The organism is Citrobacter sp. Marseille-Q3906 (assembly GCF_916618775.1).
Classification (GTDB): Bacteria; Pseudomonadota; Gammaproteobacteria; order Enterobacterales; family Enterobacteriaceae; genus Citrobacter; species Citrobacter murliniae.
Genome location: NZ_CAKAKA010000002.1, coordinates 291,030 through 306,930 on the forward strand (window position 1 = coordinate 291,030; position 15,901 = coordinate 306,930).

Here is a 15,901-nt window from a genome sequence, read left to right on the forward strand (position 1 = left end):
TGTGAAGGGTGATTTATTGTAGAAACTGATGCCGGATAAACTGAGATCTCACCGTCTGATATTGAAACTTATGCCTCATCGCATGCGCAGTCAGGAATGTGCTACCATGCACCGCTTAGTTAACCACCCGTAAAATCGACCATGAAATTTCCCGGTAAACGTAAATCCAAACACTATTTTCCTGTCAACGCGCGCGATCCGTTGCTGCAACAAATTCAAACTGAAAACGAGACCAGCGCAGCCTGGGTGGTCGGTATTGATCAAACGCTGGTGGATATTGAAGCCAGAGTTGATGACGACTTTGTGAAACGTTATGGATTAAGCGCCGGGCATTCTCTGGTGATTGGTGATGATGTCGCAGAAGCGCTCTACCAGGAGCTGGTACGTGAAAATTTGATCACCCATCAGTTTGCAGGTGGAACCATCGGCAACACTATGCACAACTACTCGGTGCTGGCGGATGATCGCTCAGTACTGCTGGGCGTCATGTGCAGCAATATCGAAATTGGCAGCTACGCGTATCGCTATTTATGCAATACCTCCAGCCGCACAGATTTGAACTACCTCCAGGGTGTTGATGGCCCTATCGGTCGCTGCTTCACTCTGATTGGCGAATCCGGTGAGCGTACCTTTGCAATAAGCCCCGGGCATATGAATAAGCTGCGTGCGGATAGCATTCCTGAATCAGTGATTGCCGGTGCTTCTGCGCTGGTGCTGACATCGTATCTGGTGCGCTGTGAGCCGGGTGAGCCGATGCCGGAAGCAACCATGAAGGCGATTGAGTTTGCTAAAAAGCACAATGTTCCGGTGGTACTGACCCTGGGAACGAAATTCGTTATTGCTGATAACCCGCAATGGTGGCAGGAATTCCTGAAAGAGAATGTCTCAATTCTGGCTATGAATGAAGAAGAGGCTGAGGCGCTGACCGGTGAAAATGATCCGCTACTGGCTTCTGACAAGGCGCTGGACTGGGTGGATCTGGTGCTGTGTACTGCGGGACCTGTGGGGCTGTATATGGCCGGCTTCACGGAAGATGAGGTCAAACGCAAAACTCAGCATCCGCTGCTGCCGGGGGCCATTGCCGAATTCAATCAGTACGAGTTCAGCCGCGCGATGCGCTATAAAGATTGTACGAATCCGCTGCGCGTTTATTCGCACATTGCGCCGTACATGGGCGGGCCGGAAAAAATTATGAACACCAACGGGGCTGGTGATGGTGCATTGGCGGCATTGCTGCATGATATTACCGCCAACAGCTACCACCGCAGCAATGTACCGAACTCGAGTAAACACAAATACACCTGGCTGACTTATTCATCGTTAGCTCAGGTATGTAAATATGCTAATCGCGTGAGTTATCAGGTGCTGAATCAGCATTCTCCGCGCCTGACGCGGGGTCTGCCTGAACGTGAAGACAGCCTCGAAGAGTCTTACTGGGATCGTTAATCGAAGGGCCCGGTAGCGTTGAGTTTACCGGGCCTGCGTGTTTAACTGACTGACATCCGGAGCATTAACCCGTGACCATTTCACCGGCAGGCGGCGTTTCGATCAGTTCGAGCATCGTACGTGCAATTTCACGCTCGCCCATCACTACCTGATTGGCTCCGCGCTCGGTGATGTACTCTACTTCATCGTCATAATGTGCGCGGGCGATAATCTCAATCGTCGGGCATTTCTCACGCGATGAAGCGACAATTTCACCCGCTTCATAACCATTCGGGATCGTCAGCAACAGCCAGCGAGCACAATCCAGGTGTGCCAGATTCATAATCTCTTCGTTAGCAGCATTTCCGAGAACGGCGCGGATCCCTCGTGCACGAAGTTCATCCACGCGGGTACGAGAGGTTTCGATAACTACCAGAGGAATACCCGCTGCCATCAATTTGTCACCCAACAGACTGCCGACGCGGCCATAACCAACCAGCAGGGCATGATTACAGATGTCGACCGGGATTTGTTTCTCTTCTTCGATAGCTTCTTCGAGTGTCTGCTCTTCCAGCGTTTCGGTTTTTGCGAGGTATTTTTCCAGCACGGCGAACAGTACCGGGTTGAGCATAATGGAGAGGATCGCCCCGGCCAACACCAGGTTTTGTCCGGCCTGCGGCAACAGGTTAAGCGCCATTCCCAGCCCTGCCAGGATAAAGGCGAATTCACCAATTTGCGCCAGGCTGGTGGCAATGGTTAATGCCGTGCGCTGTGAGTGACCAAACAGGCGTACCAGGAAGTATGCGGCAACCGATTTACCAAATATGATAATGGCCAGGGTACCCAGTACCGCCAGCGGCTGTTGGATCAGAACTAATGGGTCAAACAGCATCCCGACGGAAACAAAGAACAGCACAGCAAATGCATCGCGCAGCGGCAGGGTGTCGTGCGCCGCACGGTGGCTCAATTCAGATTCGTTCAATACCATCCCGGCGAAGAACGCACCAAGCGCAAAGGAGACATCAAACAGCTCCACGGCACCAAAAGCGATACCCAGGGCGAGAGCCAGTACTGATAAGGTGAACAGCTCACGTGAGCCTGTTGCGGCACTGCGGGCCATAATCCACGGCACCAGGCGACGGCCAACCAGCATCATAATCGCGATAAACGCCACTACTTTGCCGATGGTGATGCCCATATCTACGGCCAGCGAAGCAAAGCCGACATTGTCTTTTTCCAGCATTCCGGCGACGGCTGGCAGGAGAACCAGCGTCAGAACCATCATCAGATCTTCTACAATAAGCCAGCCGATGGCGATTTGCCCGCGCTGGCTGTCAATCAGTTGTCGTTCTTCAAGAGCACGCAGTAGCACCACGGTACTGGCGGTTGAAAGACACAGTCCAAAGACGATACCGACCATCAGCGACCAGCCCAGCACAGCTGAAAGCGCCATACCCAGCAGCGTCGCCACGGCTATCTGGGCGATCGCGCCGGGAATGGCGATGGACTTTACCGCCATCAAATCCTTCAAAGAAAAGTGCAGCCCGACGCCAAACATCAGCAAAATAACGCCAAGTTCCGCCAGCTCCGGCGCAAGCTTGGTATCAGCAACAAAACCAGGTGTAAATGGACCGGCCAGAACGCCCGCTAACAGATATCCCACCAGAGGAGAAATACGCAGTTTATTGGCAAGCATGCCGAATATAAAAGCGAGCACAAGGCCGCCAACAATGGTGGTGATAAGCGGGGTGGCGTGATGCATTCCGTCTCCTTTGATTGCTGTGTTGATCCTGAAAAAAACTAACTCCGGGTAATAGTTTATGACAATTTTGATGATTATGTTTATGAATAATTATTGAATTTTGATGAAAACAGGATTTTAGACATAAAAAAGCACGGATCGGAAAAGCTGAGGGGTATATTCGGGGTAAAGGCTGATGGTCTCTGTAAGTGTGAGCGGCCAAAAAGTACTTTTGGCCGCAGGAAAATCAAGCTTTATGTCGGTTATCAGGTAAGAATATGGTCAGTATCCCAAGAAGTGGAAGGAAAGCACATATTTTATAGACCAAATCGATACTGGTATGGTCGGCAACCAGCCCCAACACCGCAGCGCCGAGGCCCCCCATGCCAAAGGCAAATCCGAAGAATAGCCCAGAAACCATGCCGATACGCCCTGGAAGTAGCTCCTGCGCATAGACCAGAATGGCCGAAAAGGCCGATGCGAGGATAAAACCAATAATCACGGTTAAAATCCCGGTCCAGTGGAGCGTTGCATAGGGTAAAACGAGGGTAAATGGCGCTACACCAAGGATAGAGCCCCAAATAACATATTTTCTGCCAATCTTATCGCCTAATGGTCCACCAATAACCGTTCCGGCCGCAACGGCAAACAGGAAAGCAAACAGGTGAAACTGGGCATTTTGTACCGATAATCCGAATTTTTGCATCAGATAAAAGGTGTAATAGCTGCTGATGCTCGCCATATAGAAGTATTTGGAGAAAATCAGCACCAACAGAATGCCAACGGCCAACACCACCTTATTACGTGGTAGTGGATTCACAATAGCGACTTTCGGCTTACCTTTACTCATTCGATGCTGTGCTGCATACCAGCGGCTGATTTGCGCCAGTACCACAATCGCTAATAATGCCGCCAGAACAAACCACGCCACATTACCTTTTCCATATGGCGCGATGATGACAGCCGCCAGTAAGGGCCCCAGAGAGCTCCCGAAGTTGCCCCCGACCTGGAAGATCGACTGAGCAAGTCCATGGCGACCACCGGAGGCCATACGCGCCACACGGGACGATTCTGGGTGAAATACCGATGAACCGGTACCGACCAGCGCTGCGGCAAGCAACACCATGTGGAAACTGCCCGCCATGGCCAGTAAGACGAGCCCGCTGAGTGTGAAGCACATTCCAATGGGGAGCGACCACGGCATCGGGTATTTATCCGTCCAGTAGCCGACAACAGGCTGAAGCAGAGAGGAGGCCAGCTGGAAGGTCAGAGTAATCATCCCGATCTGCATAAACGTCAGCGAGAACTCTGACTGCAACAGCGGGTAAATCGCCAGGATCAGCGACTGAATCATATCGTTAAGCAGGTGGGAGAGGCTGATGGCACCTAAAATGCCAAATGAGGTGCGTGCTTTTTGCGACGGCGCAGCGGAGCCGGGGATCGGTTGAGCGGTTTGATTCGTTGCCATAGGTTCACTTCAATGATTATTAGAGGGTGCAGATGAAATTATTATCCGACTAACATACCTGCGGTTGGTGTTTGAAGGAAGTCTCATTTCTGAAAACATTTTCGGCTATTATTTCATATCATTGTAATTTCAGCGGTTGATATTGAGTCAGGGAGAGAAACATGAAATTTTTGCAACGGGGCGTGGCGCTGGCGTTATTGGCCGCATTTGCGGTGGCAGGTCAGCCTGCTCAGGCTTACGAAAAAGATAAAACCTACAAAATTACTATTCTGCATACCAACGATCACCACGGCCATTTCTGGCGCAGCGAATATGGTGAATACGGACTTTCAGCGCAAAAAACGCTGGTGGATGGCATTCGTAATGAGGTTGCTGCAGAAGGCGGTAGCGTACTGCTGTTATCCGGCGGCGATATAAATACCGGCGTACCGGAGTCTGATCTCCAGGATGCGGAGCCTGATTTTCGTGGTATGAACCTGATTGGTTATGACGCAATGGCGGTGGGAAACCACGAATTTGATAATCCATTGACCGTATTGCGACAGCAGGAAAAATGGTCAAAATTCCCGTTTCTTTCTGCCAATATTTACCAGAAAAGTACCGGTGAGCGTTTATTCAAGCCGTGGGCCATCTTTAAGCGTCAGGATTTAAAAATTGCCGTTATTGGTCTGACTACTGACGATACGGCGAAAATTGGTAACCCGGAATTTTTCACCGATATTGAGTTTCGTAAGCCTGCGGACGAAGCCAAACTGGTGATCCAAGAACTCAATATGGGTGAAAAGCCAGATGTCATTATTGCTACCACACATATGGGGCATTATGACAACGGCAACCATGGTTCAAACGCTCCAGGTGATGTGGAAATGGCGCGCAGCCTGCCTGCGGGAGCGCTGGCGATGATTGTGGGTGGTCACTCACAGGATCCAGTGTGTATGGCGTCGGAGAATAAAAAGCAGGTTGATTACGTGCCGGGAACACCATGTGCGCCAGACAAGCAAAATGGTATCTGGATTGTACAGGCGCATGAGTGGGGGAAATATGTTGGTCGTGCAGACTTTGAATTCCGTAACGGCGAAATGAAAATGGTGAACTACCAACTTATTCCGGTAAACCTGAAGAAAAAAGTCACCTGGGATAACGGTAAAAGTGAGCGCGTACTTTACACCCCGGAAATCGTTGAAAATCAGCAGATGCTCTCTCTGCTGACGCCTTTCCAGAATAAAGGCAAAGCGCAACTGGAAGTTAAAATTGGTAGCGTAAATGCGCGTCTCGAAGGTGACCGTAGCAAAGTGCGGTTTGTGCAGACCAATATGGGGCGTTTGCTTCTGGCCGCACAAATGGCGCGTACCAGCGCTGATTTTGGTGTGATGAGCGGGGGGGGAATTCGTGACTCCATTGAAGGCGGTGATATTACTTATAAGAGCGTGCTGAAGGTACAACCGTTTGGCAACATAGTGGTGTATGCCGATATGAGCGGTAAAGAGGCCATTGACTATCTGACCGCGGTAGCGCAAATGAAGCCTGACTCCGGTGCTTATCCTCAGTTTGCTAACGTCAGCTTTGTGGCGAAAGACGGCAAGCTGAATGATTTGCAGATCAAGGGCGAACCTGTTGATCCTGCAAAAACCTATCGCATGGCAACGCTAAGCTTCAACGCCACGGGGGGAGATGGGTATCCGCGAATTGATAACAAACCGGGATACGTGAATACCGGGTTTATCGATGCGGAAGTGCTGAAAGAGTTCGTACAGAAGAATTCACCGCTGGATGCCAGCGCGTATGAACCGAAAGGTGAAGTGAGCTGGCAGTAACAGGGCTATTTTGTTCGCCATTTTGAACCCGGGCACTGCTCGGACAGAATGTGCAGAGTTGCGCCCTGTATCAGTAGCAGGCCCGGTAAACGTTGCGTTACCGGGCAAAAGAGAGTTAGTCACGACGTGCGATATCAGCGAATTTAGCATCCAGAATTTTTGCCAGATCGCTTGCGGCCAGTTCGATGTCCAGCCCGCGTTTACCACCGGAGACATAAATGGAGTCAAAGGTTTGGGCTGGTGCATCGATCACCGTAGGCAGGCGTTTTTTCTGTCCCAGCGGACTAATGCCGCCAACCAGATAGCCGGTAACGCGCTGTGCGACCATGGGGTCGGCCATATCGACTTTTTTAGCCCCTAACGCTTTCGCGACTTTTTTCAGATCCAATTGTCCGGCGACCGGCGTGACGGCGACCGCCAGCTGTTTCATATCGCCATTCATAGCAACCAGCAATGTCTTGTAGACCTGATCTGCATTCAGACCTAATTTACGTACCACTTCGTCGCCAAAGTTTGTCTCCGACGGATCGTGATCGTAGGCGTGGATCTGAAAAGAAATCTTGTTTTTTTCGAGTAATTTAACGGCGGGTGTCATAGCAATTATTCCTGACTAACACTAAATACGCTTTAAGCATACGCCTGATGATGGTGTAAAAAATAGTACCATCTTGCGCAATAGTATTGGCAGGATGCTGACTTTGAGCGACAATCAACCTGGATCGATGCATTAAGCATCGGCATAATAATAACGATGAAATTCCTCTTTGACGGGCCAATAGAAATATTGGCCATTTTTTTATCGCAACATCTCCGGCAAATTTCCTTCTCCATATAGATGAAGCGCGCCCACAGCCACCACATAGCGGCCAGCTGGCATTGCACAGAGTCGATCCCGCCAGGCTTCATTTCGCTGGTGCATCAGTACGTCATACAACGACTGGCTGAAGGTATTGGGTAGCTTAAGATCGCTATTCTCCGGTGGCGTTTTTAGCCACCACCCCATCATCTGTTGCAGCAGTCTGGCGTTGGTATGCCAGTGTGTCAGGGTGTCGTCCAGTAAAGCCAGACCATTATCCGGTAACTGACACAACAGCTCGATTTGGCTGGATGCGCCTTCCAGCTCAACGATTGGCCTCTGCTCCCGTTTTGCCGCCTTTAGCAACTGGTAATCAATTCCGTATTCTGCTCGTAGCCCCAACTGTTGCGCTTGTGTTGCCTGTAGCACCATAGCGATTTGCCATAACGGTTGAGTCGAAAAGAGGGAAGGGGAAATACCCAGTTCATCGGTAATTTTATGCAGTTGCTGACGTTGATCTTCACTTATCCGCTCGTCAAGCGGCGCAAAGGAGGGGAGATCGCTAAAAGGGGAATCGTTGCCGGAAACGTCGGCTTCAACGATCAAGGCATCTGCTTGCCGAAGTTTTTTGAGCAGTTTTGCCGGGAGTGGGGCCATATCGCGGGTGCCCATATGGATACTACCCACGAGATGAAAATGGCGATTGCCGGGCAAAGAGATGTCAATGGCAGGCCAGGTATAATGGTTGCCGCGTAGTGCAGACCATAATGCTTTTACCCGGTATAACAGATCCATACGACCTCCCGTTGAAAAATCTCATGCTAGCGCGTGGTCATGGAAGGTGCAATGAGTGAAATGCCGGATACGTGTTGCTAATGGTATCCGGCAAGGCGATTACTCTTTGGGTTTAAAGCGCAGTAATCGGTTAGCGTTGCTCACTACGGTAATCGAAGAGAGCGCCATCGCAGCACCGGCAACCACAGGATTAAGCAAGGTTCCGGTGAAGGGCCACAAGATCCCGGCGGCAACGGGGATGCCGATGCTGTTGTAGATAAATGCGCCGAGCAGGTTTTGTTTCATGTTACGCAGCGTCGCCCGCGAGATTGACAGCGCATCCGCAACGCCCATCAGACTATGGCGCATTAGCGTAATTGCTGCGGTTTCAATGGCGACATCGCTACCGCCACCCATCGCAATCCCCACATCGGCCTGGGCCAGTGCGGGTGCATCGTTAATACCGTCACCAACCATGGCAACCTGACGCCCCTGGCTTTGCAGGCGTTTAATCGCATCGGCTTTGCCGTCAGGCAGGACGCCCGCAATCACTTCATCAATACCCGCTTCTTTAGCAATGGCGTTGGCGGTGGTCGGGTTATCCCCTGTGAGCATTACCAGACGATACCCAGCGCGGTGCAGACGCTGAAGTGCCGCCACGCTGTCACTGCGCAGTGGGTCACGTACTGCCAGCAGAGCTGCTGCTTTCCCGTCAATGGCCAACAGCACAGGGGTTGAACCCTGAGAGGCCTGTGCTGTGATTTCGGCGTCCATTGCTATGGTGACGACCTGTTGTTCATTGAGCAGGGCCTGGTTCCCCAGAAGTAGTGAATGACCTTCCGCTTCGCCGCTGACCCCTAATCCGCGCAGCGTTCTGAAGCCATTCACCTGTGGCAGCACGGCATCACCGGCTTTGTCCAGAATTGCGCGGGCCAGCGGGTGGCTGGAACCTTGTTCAAGGGCCGCTGCCAGACGTATCACCTGAGCTTCATCGATATCACCGAACGTTTTGATGGCAACAACCTGCGGTTTACCTTCGGTCAGCGTCCCGGTCTTATCAAACACGACGGTATCAAGTGTGCTGGCACGTTGTAGTGCATCGGCATCACGTACCAGGACGCCAAACTCTGCGGCACGACCGACACCCGAAATAATTGACATCGGCGTTGCCAGGCCCAGCGCGCAAGGGCAGGCGATAATCAGTACGGTGGTGGCAATGACCAGCGTATATACAATCTGCGGCGCCGGACCGAAGAAGTACCATATAGCGGCACTTACCAGTGCGATGACCACCACAACCGGCACAAATACGGAGGAGATTCTGTCGGCAAGTTTGCCAATTTCTGGCTTACTGCTTTGTGCCTGACGCACCATGCGAATAATGCGTGACAGTGTGGTGTGGCTGCCAACGGCACTGGCGCGGAACAGTACACTGCCATCCTGAACCACGGTACCCGCGTGGACACTGTCGCCTTCTCCTTTTTGTTGCGGGATCGGCTCACCGGTCAGCATGGCTTCATCCATCCAGGCTTCACCCTGGGTGATTTCGCCATCTACCGGAACACGGTCGCCAGTGGTCAGGCGCAATAGCATTCCTGTTTGAACATCTGCCAGAGGGATACTTTTTTCACCTTTCTCAGTGACCACGCGTGCTGTTGGTGGGGTGAGGTCGAGCAGTTTTTCCAGTGCTTTAGAGGAGCGCTGACGAGCGCGCGCTTCCAGCATATGTCCGAGGTTAATCAGACCAATAATCATCGCACTGGCTTCATAATAGAGGTGTCGCGCTTCCATCGGGAACCATTGTGGCCAGAGGTTAACGCTCATGGAATAGAGCCATGCCACACCTGTACCCAGCGCCACCAGCGTATCCATTGTCGCGGTGCCGTTCATCAGGCTTTTCCACGCGCTGCGGTAAAAATGGCCGCCTGCAAATACCATTACGGCGAGCGTGGCGAGGCCAATTACCAACCACAGGCTGCGGTTGTCGGCGGTGACCATCATGTTATCGCCAATCATTCCCCATACCATGACAGGTATGCCCAGCAGTAGTGCGACCGCAGCCTGCCAGCGAAAGCGTTTCATAGTGGCAACGGCTGTTTCCTGCTGGCGCTCACGACGTTTAACATCATCTTCAATGGCTTCTGCGCCGTAGCCCGCTTTTTCCACGGCCTGAACTAATTGTTCGGCGGACGCACTGCCCATGACCAGCGCAGTACGTTCCGCCAGGTTCACCCGTGCCTGCGTGACGCCCGGTACGTTTTGTAACGCATTTTGTACACGAGAGACACAGCTGGCGCAGCTCATGCCGCTTAACAGCAACTGTTGGCTGTCATCTTCAGCCGTAGCTGCCGGAAGCTCAGGAGGGACCGCTGCCAGCGCTTCCGACGGGATTGATGACTCCGCCAGCGGTTTAGCCTTTGGGTGGCTTAACTCTGCGCCATAACCGGCTTGCTTGATGGTTTCAATCAGTGCTTCAGCGCTGGCGCTACCAGTGACGTGCGCTTCAGCCACGGTGACATCCGCTTGCTCAACGTCCGGACGTTGCTCCAGGCTTTCTTTTACGCGTTTAACGCAATGACCACAGGACAAACCGTCCAGGGTCAGGTCGATCGTTTGAGACATAACAAACTCCTTTCTTACGGGATTAACTGACTGTGATAAAGGTTAAACCTTCCAGCAAGGGGAAGGTCAAGGGAGTTTTTAGAAAAGATGAAAAAAGGCAGAAAGTCGGGAACGCAGCGACCGGCGTTCCCGGTAAGTTATTGATTGAGGACGATGAGTGGCGTTTGATTTGCCGGTTCATTTATCACCGTGAGATCGGCGCCGTAAAGCGCATTCAACGGCTGCTGTTTCAGTACCTCCTGCGGGCTACCGTTATCGACTATCTTGCCGTGTTCCATCAGCACGACACGGTCGGCATAGCGTGCAGCAAGATTGAGATCATGCAGTACGCAGCAGACATTAAACTGCCGTTCACGTACCAGATGCCGCAGTAAACGAAAAAGGTGCTGCTGGTGGTGAATATCCAGTGCGGAAGTAGGTTCATCCAGAAACAGCCACTTTGGTGCAGGTTCCGGCTCCCAAAGCTGTACCAGCAGACGCGCTAACTGTACTCGCTGCTGCTCTCCTCCCGACAAGTGTCGATAATCGCGTGTAGCCAGGTTCTGGCAATCACATAAGTTCATGATATGGTCAGTTTCATCACCCGTGTTGCGCGTGCGATACGGATGTCTGCCCATACGAATGACTTCCTGAACGCTAAACGGGAACGCCATATGGCTGTTCTGGCGCATCACCGCGCGAGTTTTTGCCAGCTCGGTTATTGACCATTCATTCAGCGGTTTGCCGAGCAGCGAGCAGCGTCCACTTTGTGGCTTCAGATAACCCGTGAGCTGACGCAACAACGTTGATTTCCCTGCTCCATTGGGACCAAGTATGGCGATGATTTCGCCGCCTGGTAGCGTCAGAGAGACGTTATCAGTGAGTCGACGCCCATGAATGCTGTAAACCAGATTCTCGGCGATAATCATGACACCCTCCGGCTGCGCAGTATCAGCCACAGAAAATATGGCCCGCCAATCAGGCTGGTCAACAAACCGACGGGCATTTCTGCTGGCTGCACCAATGTACGGGCCAGGGTGTCGGCAACCAGTAATAAACATGCGCCTGCCAGTGTGGAGCAGGGAATAAGCCAGCGATGATCGGCACCAGTGGTCATTCTGATCAGATGTGGAATCACCAGACCAATAAAGCCAATCACTCCGCTCACCGAAACGGCTGCGCCCACCAGCAGTGAGCTTAGCAACAGCAGCTGTTGCCGTTTACGTTTTACGTTCACTCCCAGGTAGTGTGCCTCTTCATCACCTAACTGCAGCAAATTTAGCGTTCCGGCGAGACAGGCGGTTACCGCAACGGCAGGAAGTACAAAGGAGCTGGCTACCAGCAGCGTTGGCCACTGCGCCTGCCCGAGATTACCCATCATCCACAGTGTCAGCTGGCGTAACTGCTGTTCATCGCCAATGTAACTCAGCACGCCGATTGCTGCGCCGCACAGGGCATTGATGGCGATCCCGGCTAACAGCAGTTGCATCATACCGCCGTGGTGGTGGCGCTGGCTTATCAGGAAAATTATCGTGCAAACCACCATGCTGCCTGCAACGGCAAAAATCATCTGCTCATACAGCACCAGCACAACAGGGAACGAAAACGGAATCACAATCGCGATGCCAACCATCAGCGCAGAGCCACTGCTGACGCCCAGCAGACCAGGGTCGGCCATCGGATTGCGAAAAAGTCCCTGCATGATGACACCTGCTGTTGCCAGCGCACCACCAACGAGGACGGCCAGTAAGACGCGCGGCAGGCGAATATTTAACCAGATATCACGATATTCTTCATCGAACAGAGCGCTGAAGCTAATGTTCAGCGCTCCCTGGCTGGCACCGAAAAGCATCAGCGCGAGCAATAATAGTGACAGGCCCGTCAATATGCTGACGGACGAAAGTGAGTCCTTGAGCACGCAAAACTCCATAACGTCTTTGCGGCGCGGAGCTCCCGCGCCGCGAGGGGATTACGCAGGTTTCAATTCAGGTTCAACCAGACTGTAGATCTGATTGTTAAGTGCAGGCGCATTGGCCAGTTCGCGAATATGTGCGGCAACATCCGCACGCATTACAAACCCGTGGCACTCCTGGCCTTGTATTCGCTGCGCCTTGCCTGTTGCTTCACCATTAAGCAGTCCGCCAGGGCGGAGAATGGCGTAGTCCAGTTGACTGGTTTGCAACCAGCTTTCAGCCAGCGATTTTTCCCGTACAGCCTGACCAAAGGCGGCCTTTGCCCGGGCGGATAAAAAAGGCCAACTGTCACCGCAGCCCAGCGATGTCACGAGGATCATCCGTTTGATGCCCGCTTTCTCGGCTTCATCAATCACGGTTCTGTGCGCCAGATAATCCTGAGCGCCGCCCATTGAGGAGATCAGCGTGGCATGTGGACCTGCAGCACGGCAGGCGCAGGCGACTACCTGGCTATCGCAGGCATCGCCAATAAAAACCTGCACACCTCTTTCCTGTAATCCGGCAGCAACCTGTGCGTTGCGAATAACAGCAATCACCGGGCGTTGTTCTGCCAGCGCCAGTTCAAGTGTTTTTGCTCCGACACCGTTACCACCCGCGCCGAAAATAAGCCATGGAGACATCAGGCAAGTTCCTTTAGCGTTGAAGCCAGCGCGTGAAAGGCGCTGACCTGTTCGGCCAGTAGCTGGCGATGCTCATCCCTGCCGAGGAATATCTTGAACATTGCGCTACCCGCCTGGTTAAAGAAGAGGATGGACGCGGTGTCCATACCCATAAATTTGCGTTCAATCAGGGCAATATGCGTGCAGTTTTCTGCCTTGATATGACCGGTCATTCCTTTTTTCCCGCGCAGGTTGAAGTAGCCGTGACGGTGAAATCCGGATGGCAGTTCGCCAGTGAATTCCAGAATGACATCAGCAGTATGGACCAGGGTTGTGACTTTTCCCCACTCGCTGACCGTTTCCCAGACGGTATCAAACTTATCGCCGGAAACCAGCGTCAGGGAAGGGAGGTTTTTCACTACTTCCAGCAGCGTGGTGTTGTACTGGGCGGCGATGGCTTCCAGCGTACCGTCCGGTTCAGTTTTTAAAAAATCCTGTAAAGAGACATGGCTCATAAATCACTCCTGTTATGGTTGCTCTACCGCAATACGCGGTGCGTTAAGTTCCTGAATAAGCTCATCAAGGGACTGTAAAATATTGCTTGCCCAAAAGCGTCCTTCATTGGTCAGGCGCAGACAGGTGCTGGCATCGCGCGTCAGGCCAGCCTGGTGCCATTGGCTCAGTAAGGGGAGTAGTTTCCGAGCATGAGGCGTGAGTTCATCCAGCGGGACGCGGGCTGTTTCAATGCCTGCCTGTAGCGTATGTCGCCACTGGAAACCGCGCTCGGCGGTACGCATCATCATCATTAGCGGCTTTTTCCCGGCGGCAATGGATTCATGCCAGGTGGTCAGATTGCGTTCGACCATCCAGGAGTAGCCATTAACCGATCCCCCCGCGCCAGAGCCAAACGCCAGGCAGTCGGCCCCCTGTTTAATCAGCAGGTTGTACAGGTTGCGCTCGCGCGTTGTACGCGCCCAGTGGCTGTTGCTGATGCAGCGCCAGCCCGCGTTATCCATAAATTCACAGCCCTGTAGATAGAGATCGCGGCGCTCGGCTGGGGAGGGCACGGTCGTACGTCCGGTTTCAACCGCTTTGCCAAGAGGGGTATTAGGAATGAGGTTTAGTGCATAGAGGTCAACACCGTCGAGACCGATATCACGTGCGATTGCCAGATCTTCGCCCCACAGTTTTGCGTCCTGTCCCGGCAGACCAAACAGCAGATCGCATACCACGGCAGCACGATCCCGCTGAACCAGCCCTTGCATAAATGCAATGGCGGTTGGGCCATCTGAGGTTCGGGCCATTTTTTTGCGGATCCGACTATTAAAAGACTGAATACCGATCGAAAACCGATTAGCCCCGGCATCCAGGCAGGCATCGATTCGGGCATCGTCAAAGTTGAGTACCCGACCTTCAATCGTTATTTCACAATCCGGAGCCAGAGGTAGCTTTTCACGCAGCGCAGTGATGATTCTGGCCAGATCCCGTGCCGACAGCGCCGATGGTGTACCGCCGCCAAAATAGACGGCGTGAATCGGTGCTGACTGGTGTAATGGGCTGTCGGCCTCCATCTCTATTTCACGCAATAGTGCGTTGGTATAGCGAGTGCAGTGATCTTCTTCAAACCGGTTTTGATAAAAACCGCAGAAAGTACAGTGTGTTGCACAAAAAGGGATATGCAGGTACACCAGTCGTTTACGTGGAGGGACGGTCTGGCTGATGACATTCTGCCAGGTTTGTGACAACAACTCTTTTGCAACAGGGATAGCCCCGCGCCACGGCATCGTGGCGCGGCGATCCTTAAATGGTTGGTTTCCCTCCAGAGCAAAATGTGGGGTGAGATCCAGCGTGTCTTGAGTTTTCATACTTCTTTATAAATCCCTTTCGTGTGGCCAGAATTGCTGGTGTAGCGCTTCAACCGCGTCAGCGACGCGAGGACCCATGCCCAGGATCAGCGCTTGGTCTATCGTCACAATGCGCTGATTTTTCCAGGCGGCGGTGCGGGTAATACCGGCAATAGCGCTGAGACGATTAAGATCGCCATCCACCATTTGTGACGTCACGACGATGACCTGCGGATTTGCGGCAATCAACGACTCTGCGCTGTAGCTTTTATACTGGGCATGTGAGGCGACATTCTGTGCCCCGGCAAGCGTCAAAATGGCATCGGCAACGCTGCCTTTCCCGGCGACCTGTGGCGCGCTGCCACCGGCGGAGAGGATAAACATGACTTTAACCGGCGCTTTTTTTGCCGCCACACTCTGCTGAACGCGATCCAGACGCTGATGAATACGCTTGACCAACGCATCGCCTTGTTCAGGCATTCGCAGTGTTTTTGCCAGCTCATGGATATTGGCGTACATCTGTTCAACCGTGGCCGGTACACGCGGCAAGGTGACAACATTCACTTTTTGTGCCCGCAGTTGATCCAGTACGATCTGTGGGCCAGCGTCCTGCCAGGTGATAAAGCTGTCCGGATGCAGCGATAAAATGCCTTCGCTGCTCAGTTGCTTCCAGTAACCGATATGTGGAAGCGCTGCAGTTTCTGGCGGATAAGAGGTGGTTTCATCGACGCCAACCACGTAGTTCCCGGCACCTATGGCGTAGATCAGTTCGGTCAGCGATCCGCCCGCCGCCACCAGACGTTCGGCGGACTGCGCGTTGAAGATGCAGGCGAGGCTCAGTAAACCAATAATGAGTTTCTTCATTG

General features: G+C 52.8%; 13 protein-coding genes. 2 read left to right on the plus strand and 11 right to left on the minus strand.

Translation table 11 applies throughout. The features are described from left to right. The first annotated feature begins 141 nt into the window (after positions 1 to 141). Positions 142 to 1,446: an inosine/guanosine kinase gene (locus LG384_RS05680; RefSeq protein ID WP_045440663.1), complete on the plus strand. Its 1,305-nt coding sequence runs from the start codon at positions 142 to 144 to the stop codon at positions 1,444 to 1,446. A gap of 64 nt (positions 1,447 to 1,510) precedes the next feature. Here LG384_RS05680 and ybaL read toward each other — a convergent pair whose 3' ends face one another. Beyond that, a complete protein-coding gene (ybaL, locus tag LG384_RS05685; protein ID WP_045440666.1) occupies positions 1,511 to 3,187 on the minus strand; it encodes a YbaL family putative K(+) efflux transporter in 1,677 nt (558 codons plus the stop codon). A gap of 226 nt (positions 3,188 to 3,413) precedes the next feature. After that, positions 3,414 to 4,634 (minus strand): MFS transporter, encoded by a 1,221-nt coding sequence (locus tag LG384_RS05690; RefSeq protein ID WP_045440668.1) that lies wholly within the window; start codon positions 4,632 to 4,634, stop codon positions 3,414 to 3,416. A 161-nt stretch (positions 4,635 to 4,795) separates the two neighbouring features. On the opposite strand from LG384_RS05690, the gene ushA reads away from it, so the two are divergent. Beyond that, positions 4,796 to 6,448, plus strand: coding sequence for a bifunctional UDP-sugar hydrolase/5'-nucleotidase UshA (ushA, locus tag LG384_RS05695; protein ID WP_048221930.1), 1,653 nt, complete (start codon positions 4,796 to 4,798; stop codon positions 6,446 to 6,448). 115 nt (positions 6,449 to 6,563) lie between these two features. Here ushA and ybaK read toward each other — a convergent pair whose 3' ends face one another. The 9 genes from ybaK to LG384_RS05740 form a co-directional block, all read right to left on the minus strand. Then, positions 6,564 to 7,043 carry a Cys-tRNA(Pro)/Cys-tRNA(Cys) deacylase YbaK gene (ybaK, locus tag LG384_RS05700; RefSeq protein WP_045440673.1) on the minus strand — a complete coding sequence of 160 codons (480 nt, stop codon included), beginning with the start codon at positions 7,041 to 7,043 and terminating at the stop codon, positions 6,564 to 6,566. Positions 7,044 to 7,244: 201 nt separating this feature from the next. Beyond that, positions 7,245 to 8,039 carry a TraB/GumN family protein gene (locus LG384_RS05705; RefSeq protein ID WP_225760593.1) on the minus strand — a complete coding sequence of 265 codons (795 nt, stop codon included), beginning with the start codon at positions 8,037 to 8,039 and terminating at the stop codon, positions 7,245 to 7,247. Positions 8,040 to 8,138: 99 nt separating this feature from the next. Beyond that, positions 8,139 to 10,640 (minus strand): copper-exporting P-type ATPase CopA, encoded by a 2,502-nt coding sequence (gene copA, locus LG384_RS05710; RefSeq protein WP_225760594.1) that lies wholly within the window; start codon positions 10,638 to 10,640, stop codon positions 8,139 to 8,141. A 137-nt stretch (positions 10,641 to 10,777) separates the two neighbouring features. Then, positions 10,778 to 11,548 (minus strand): heme ABC transporter ATP-binding protein, encoded by a 771-nt coding sequence (locus LG384_RS05715; protein WP_045440679.1) that lies wholly within the window; start codon positions 11,546 to 11,548, stop codon positions 10,778 to 10,780. Next, complete coding sequence (locus tag LG384_RS05720; RefSeq protein WP_045440681.1) at positions 11,545 to 12,537, minus strand: iron ABC transporter permease; 993 nt, start codon at positions 12,535 to 12,537, stop codon at positions 11,545 to 11,547. The genes LG384_RS05715 and LG384_RS05720 overlap by 4 nt, the downstream gene beginning before the upstream one ends. 51 nt (positions 12,538 to 12,588) lie before the next feature. Then, positions 12,589 to 13,212, minus strand: a complete 624-nt coding sequence (gene chuY, locus LG384_RS05725; RefSeq protein WP_225760595.1) for an anaerobilin reductase — start codon at positions 13,210 to 13,212, stop codon at positions 12,589 to 12,591. Beyond that, the gene (gene hutX, locus LG384_RS05730; RefSeq protein ID WP_045440686.1) at positions 13,212 to 13,706 is read right to left on the minus strand and encodes a heme utilization cystosolic carrier protein HutX; all 495 of its coding nucleotides are present in this window, start codon (positions 13,704 to 13,706) and stop codon (positions 13,212 to 13,214) included. The genes chuY and hutX overlap by 1 nt, the downstream gene beginning before the upstream one ends. 12 nt (positions 13,707 to 13,718) lie before the next feature. Then, positions 13,719 to 15,056, minus strand: coding sequence for a heme anaerobic degradation radical SAM methyltransferase ChuW/HutW (gene hutW, locus LG384_RS05735; protein WP_048221925.1), 1,338 nt, complete (start codon positions 15,054 to 15,056; stop codon positions 13,719 to 13,721). 6 nt (positions 15,057 to 15,062) lie between these two features. Further along, entirely contained in the window at positions 15,063 to 15,899 is an 837-nt protein-coding gene (locus tag LG384_RS05740) for a hemin ABC transporter substrate-binding protein (RefSeq protein ID WP_045440690.1), read from the minus strand. Positions 15,900 to 15,901: the final 2 nt, after the last annotated feature.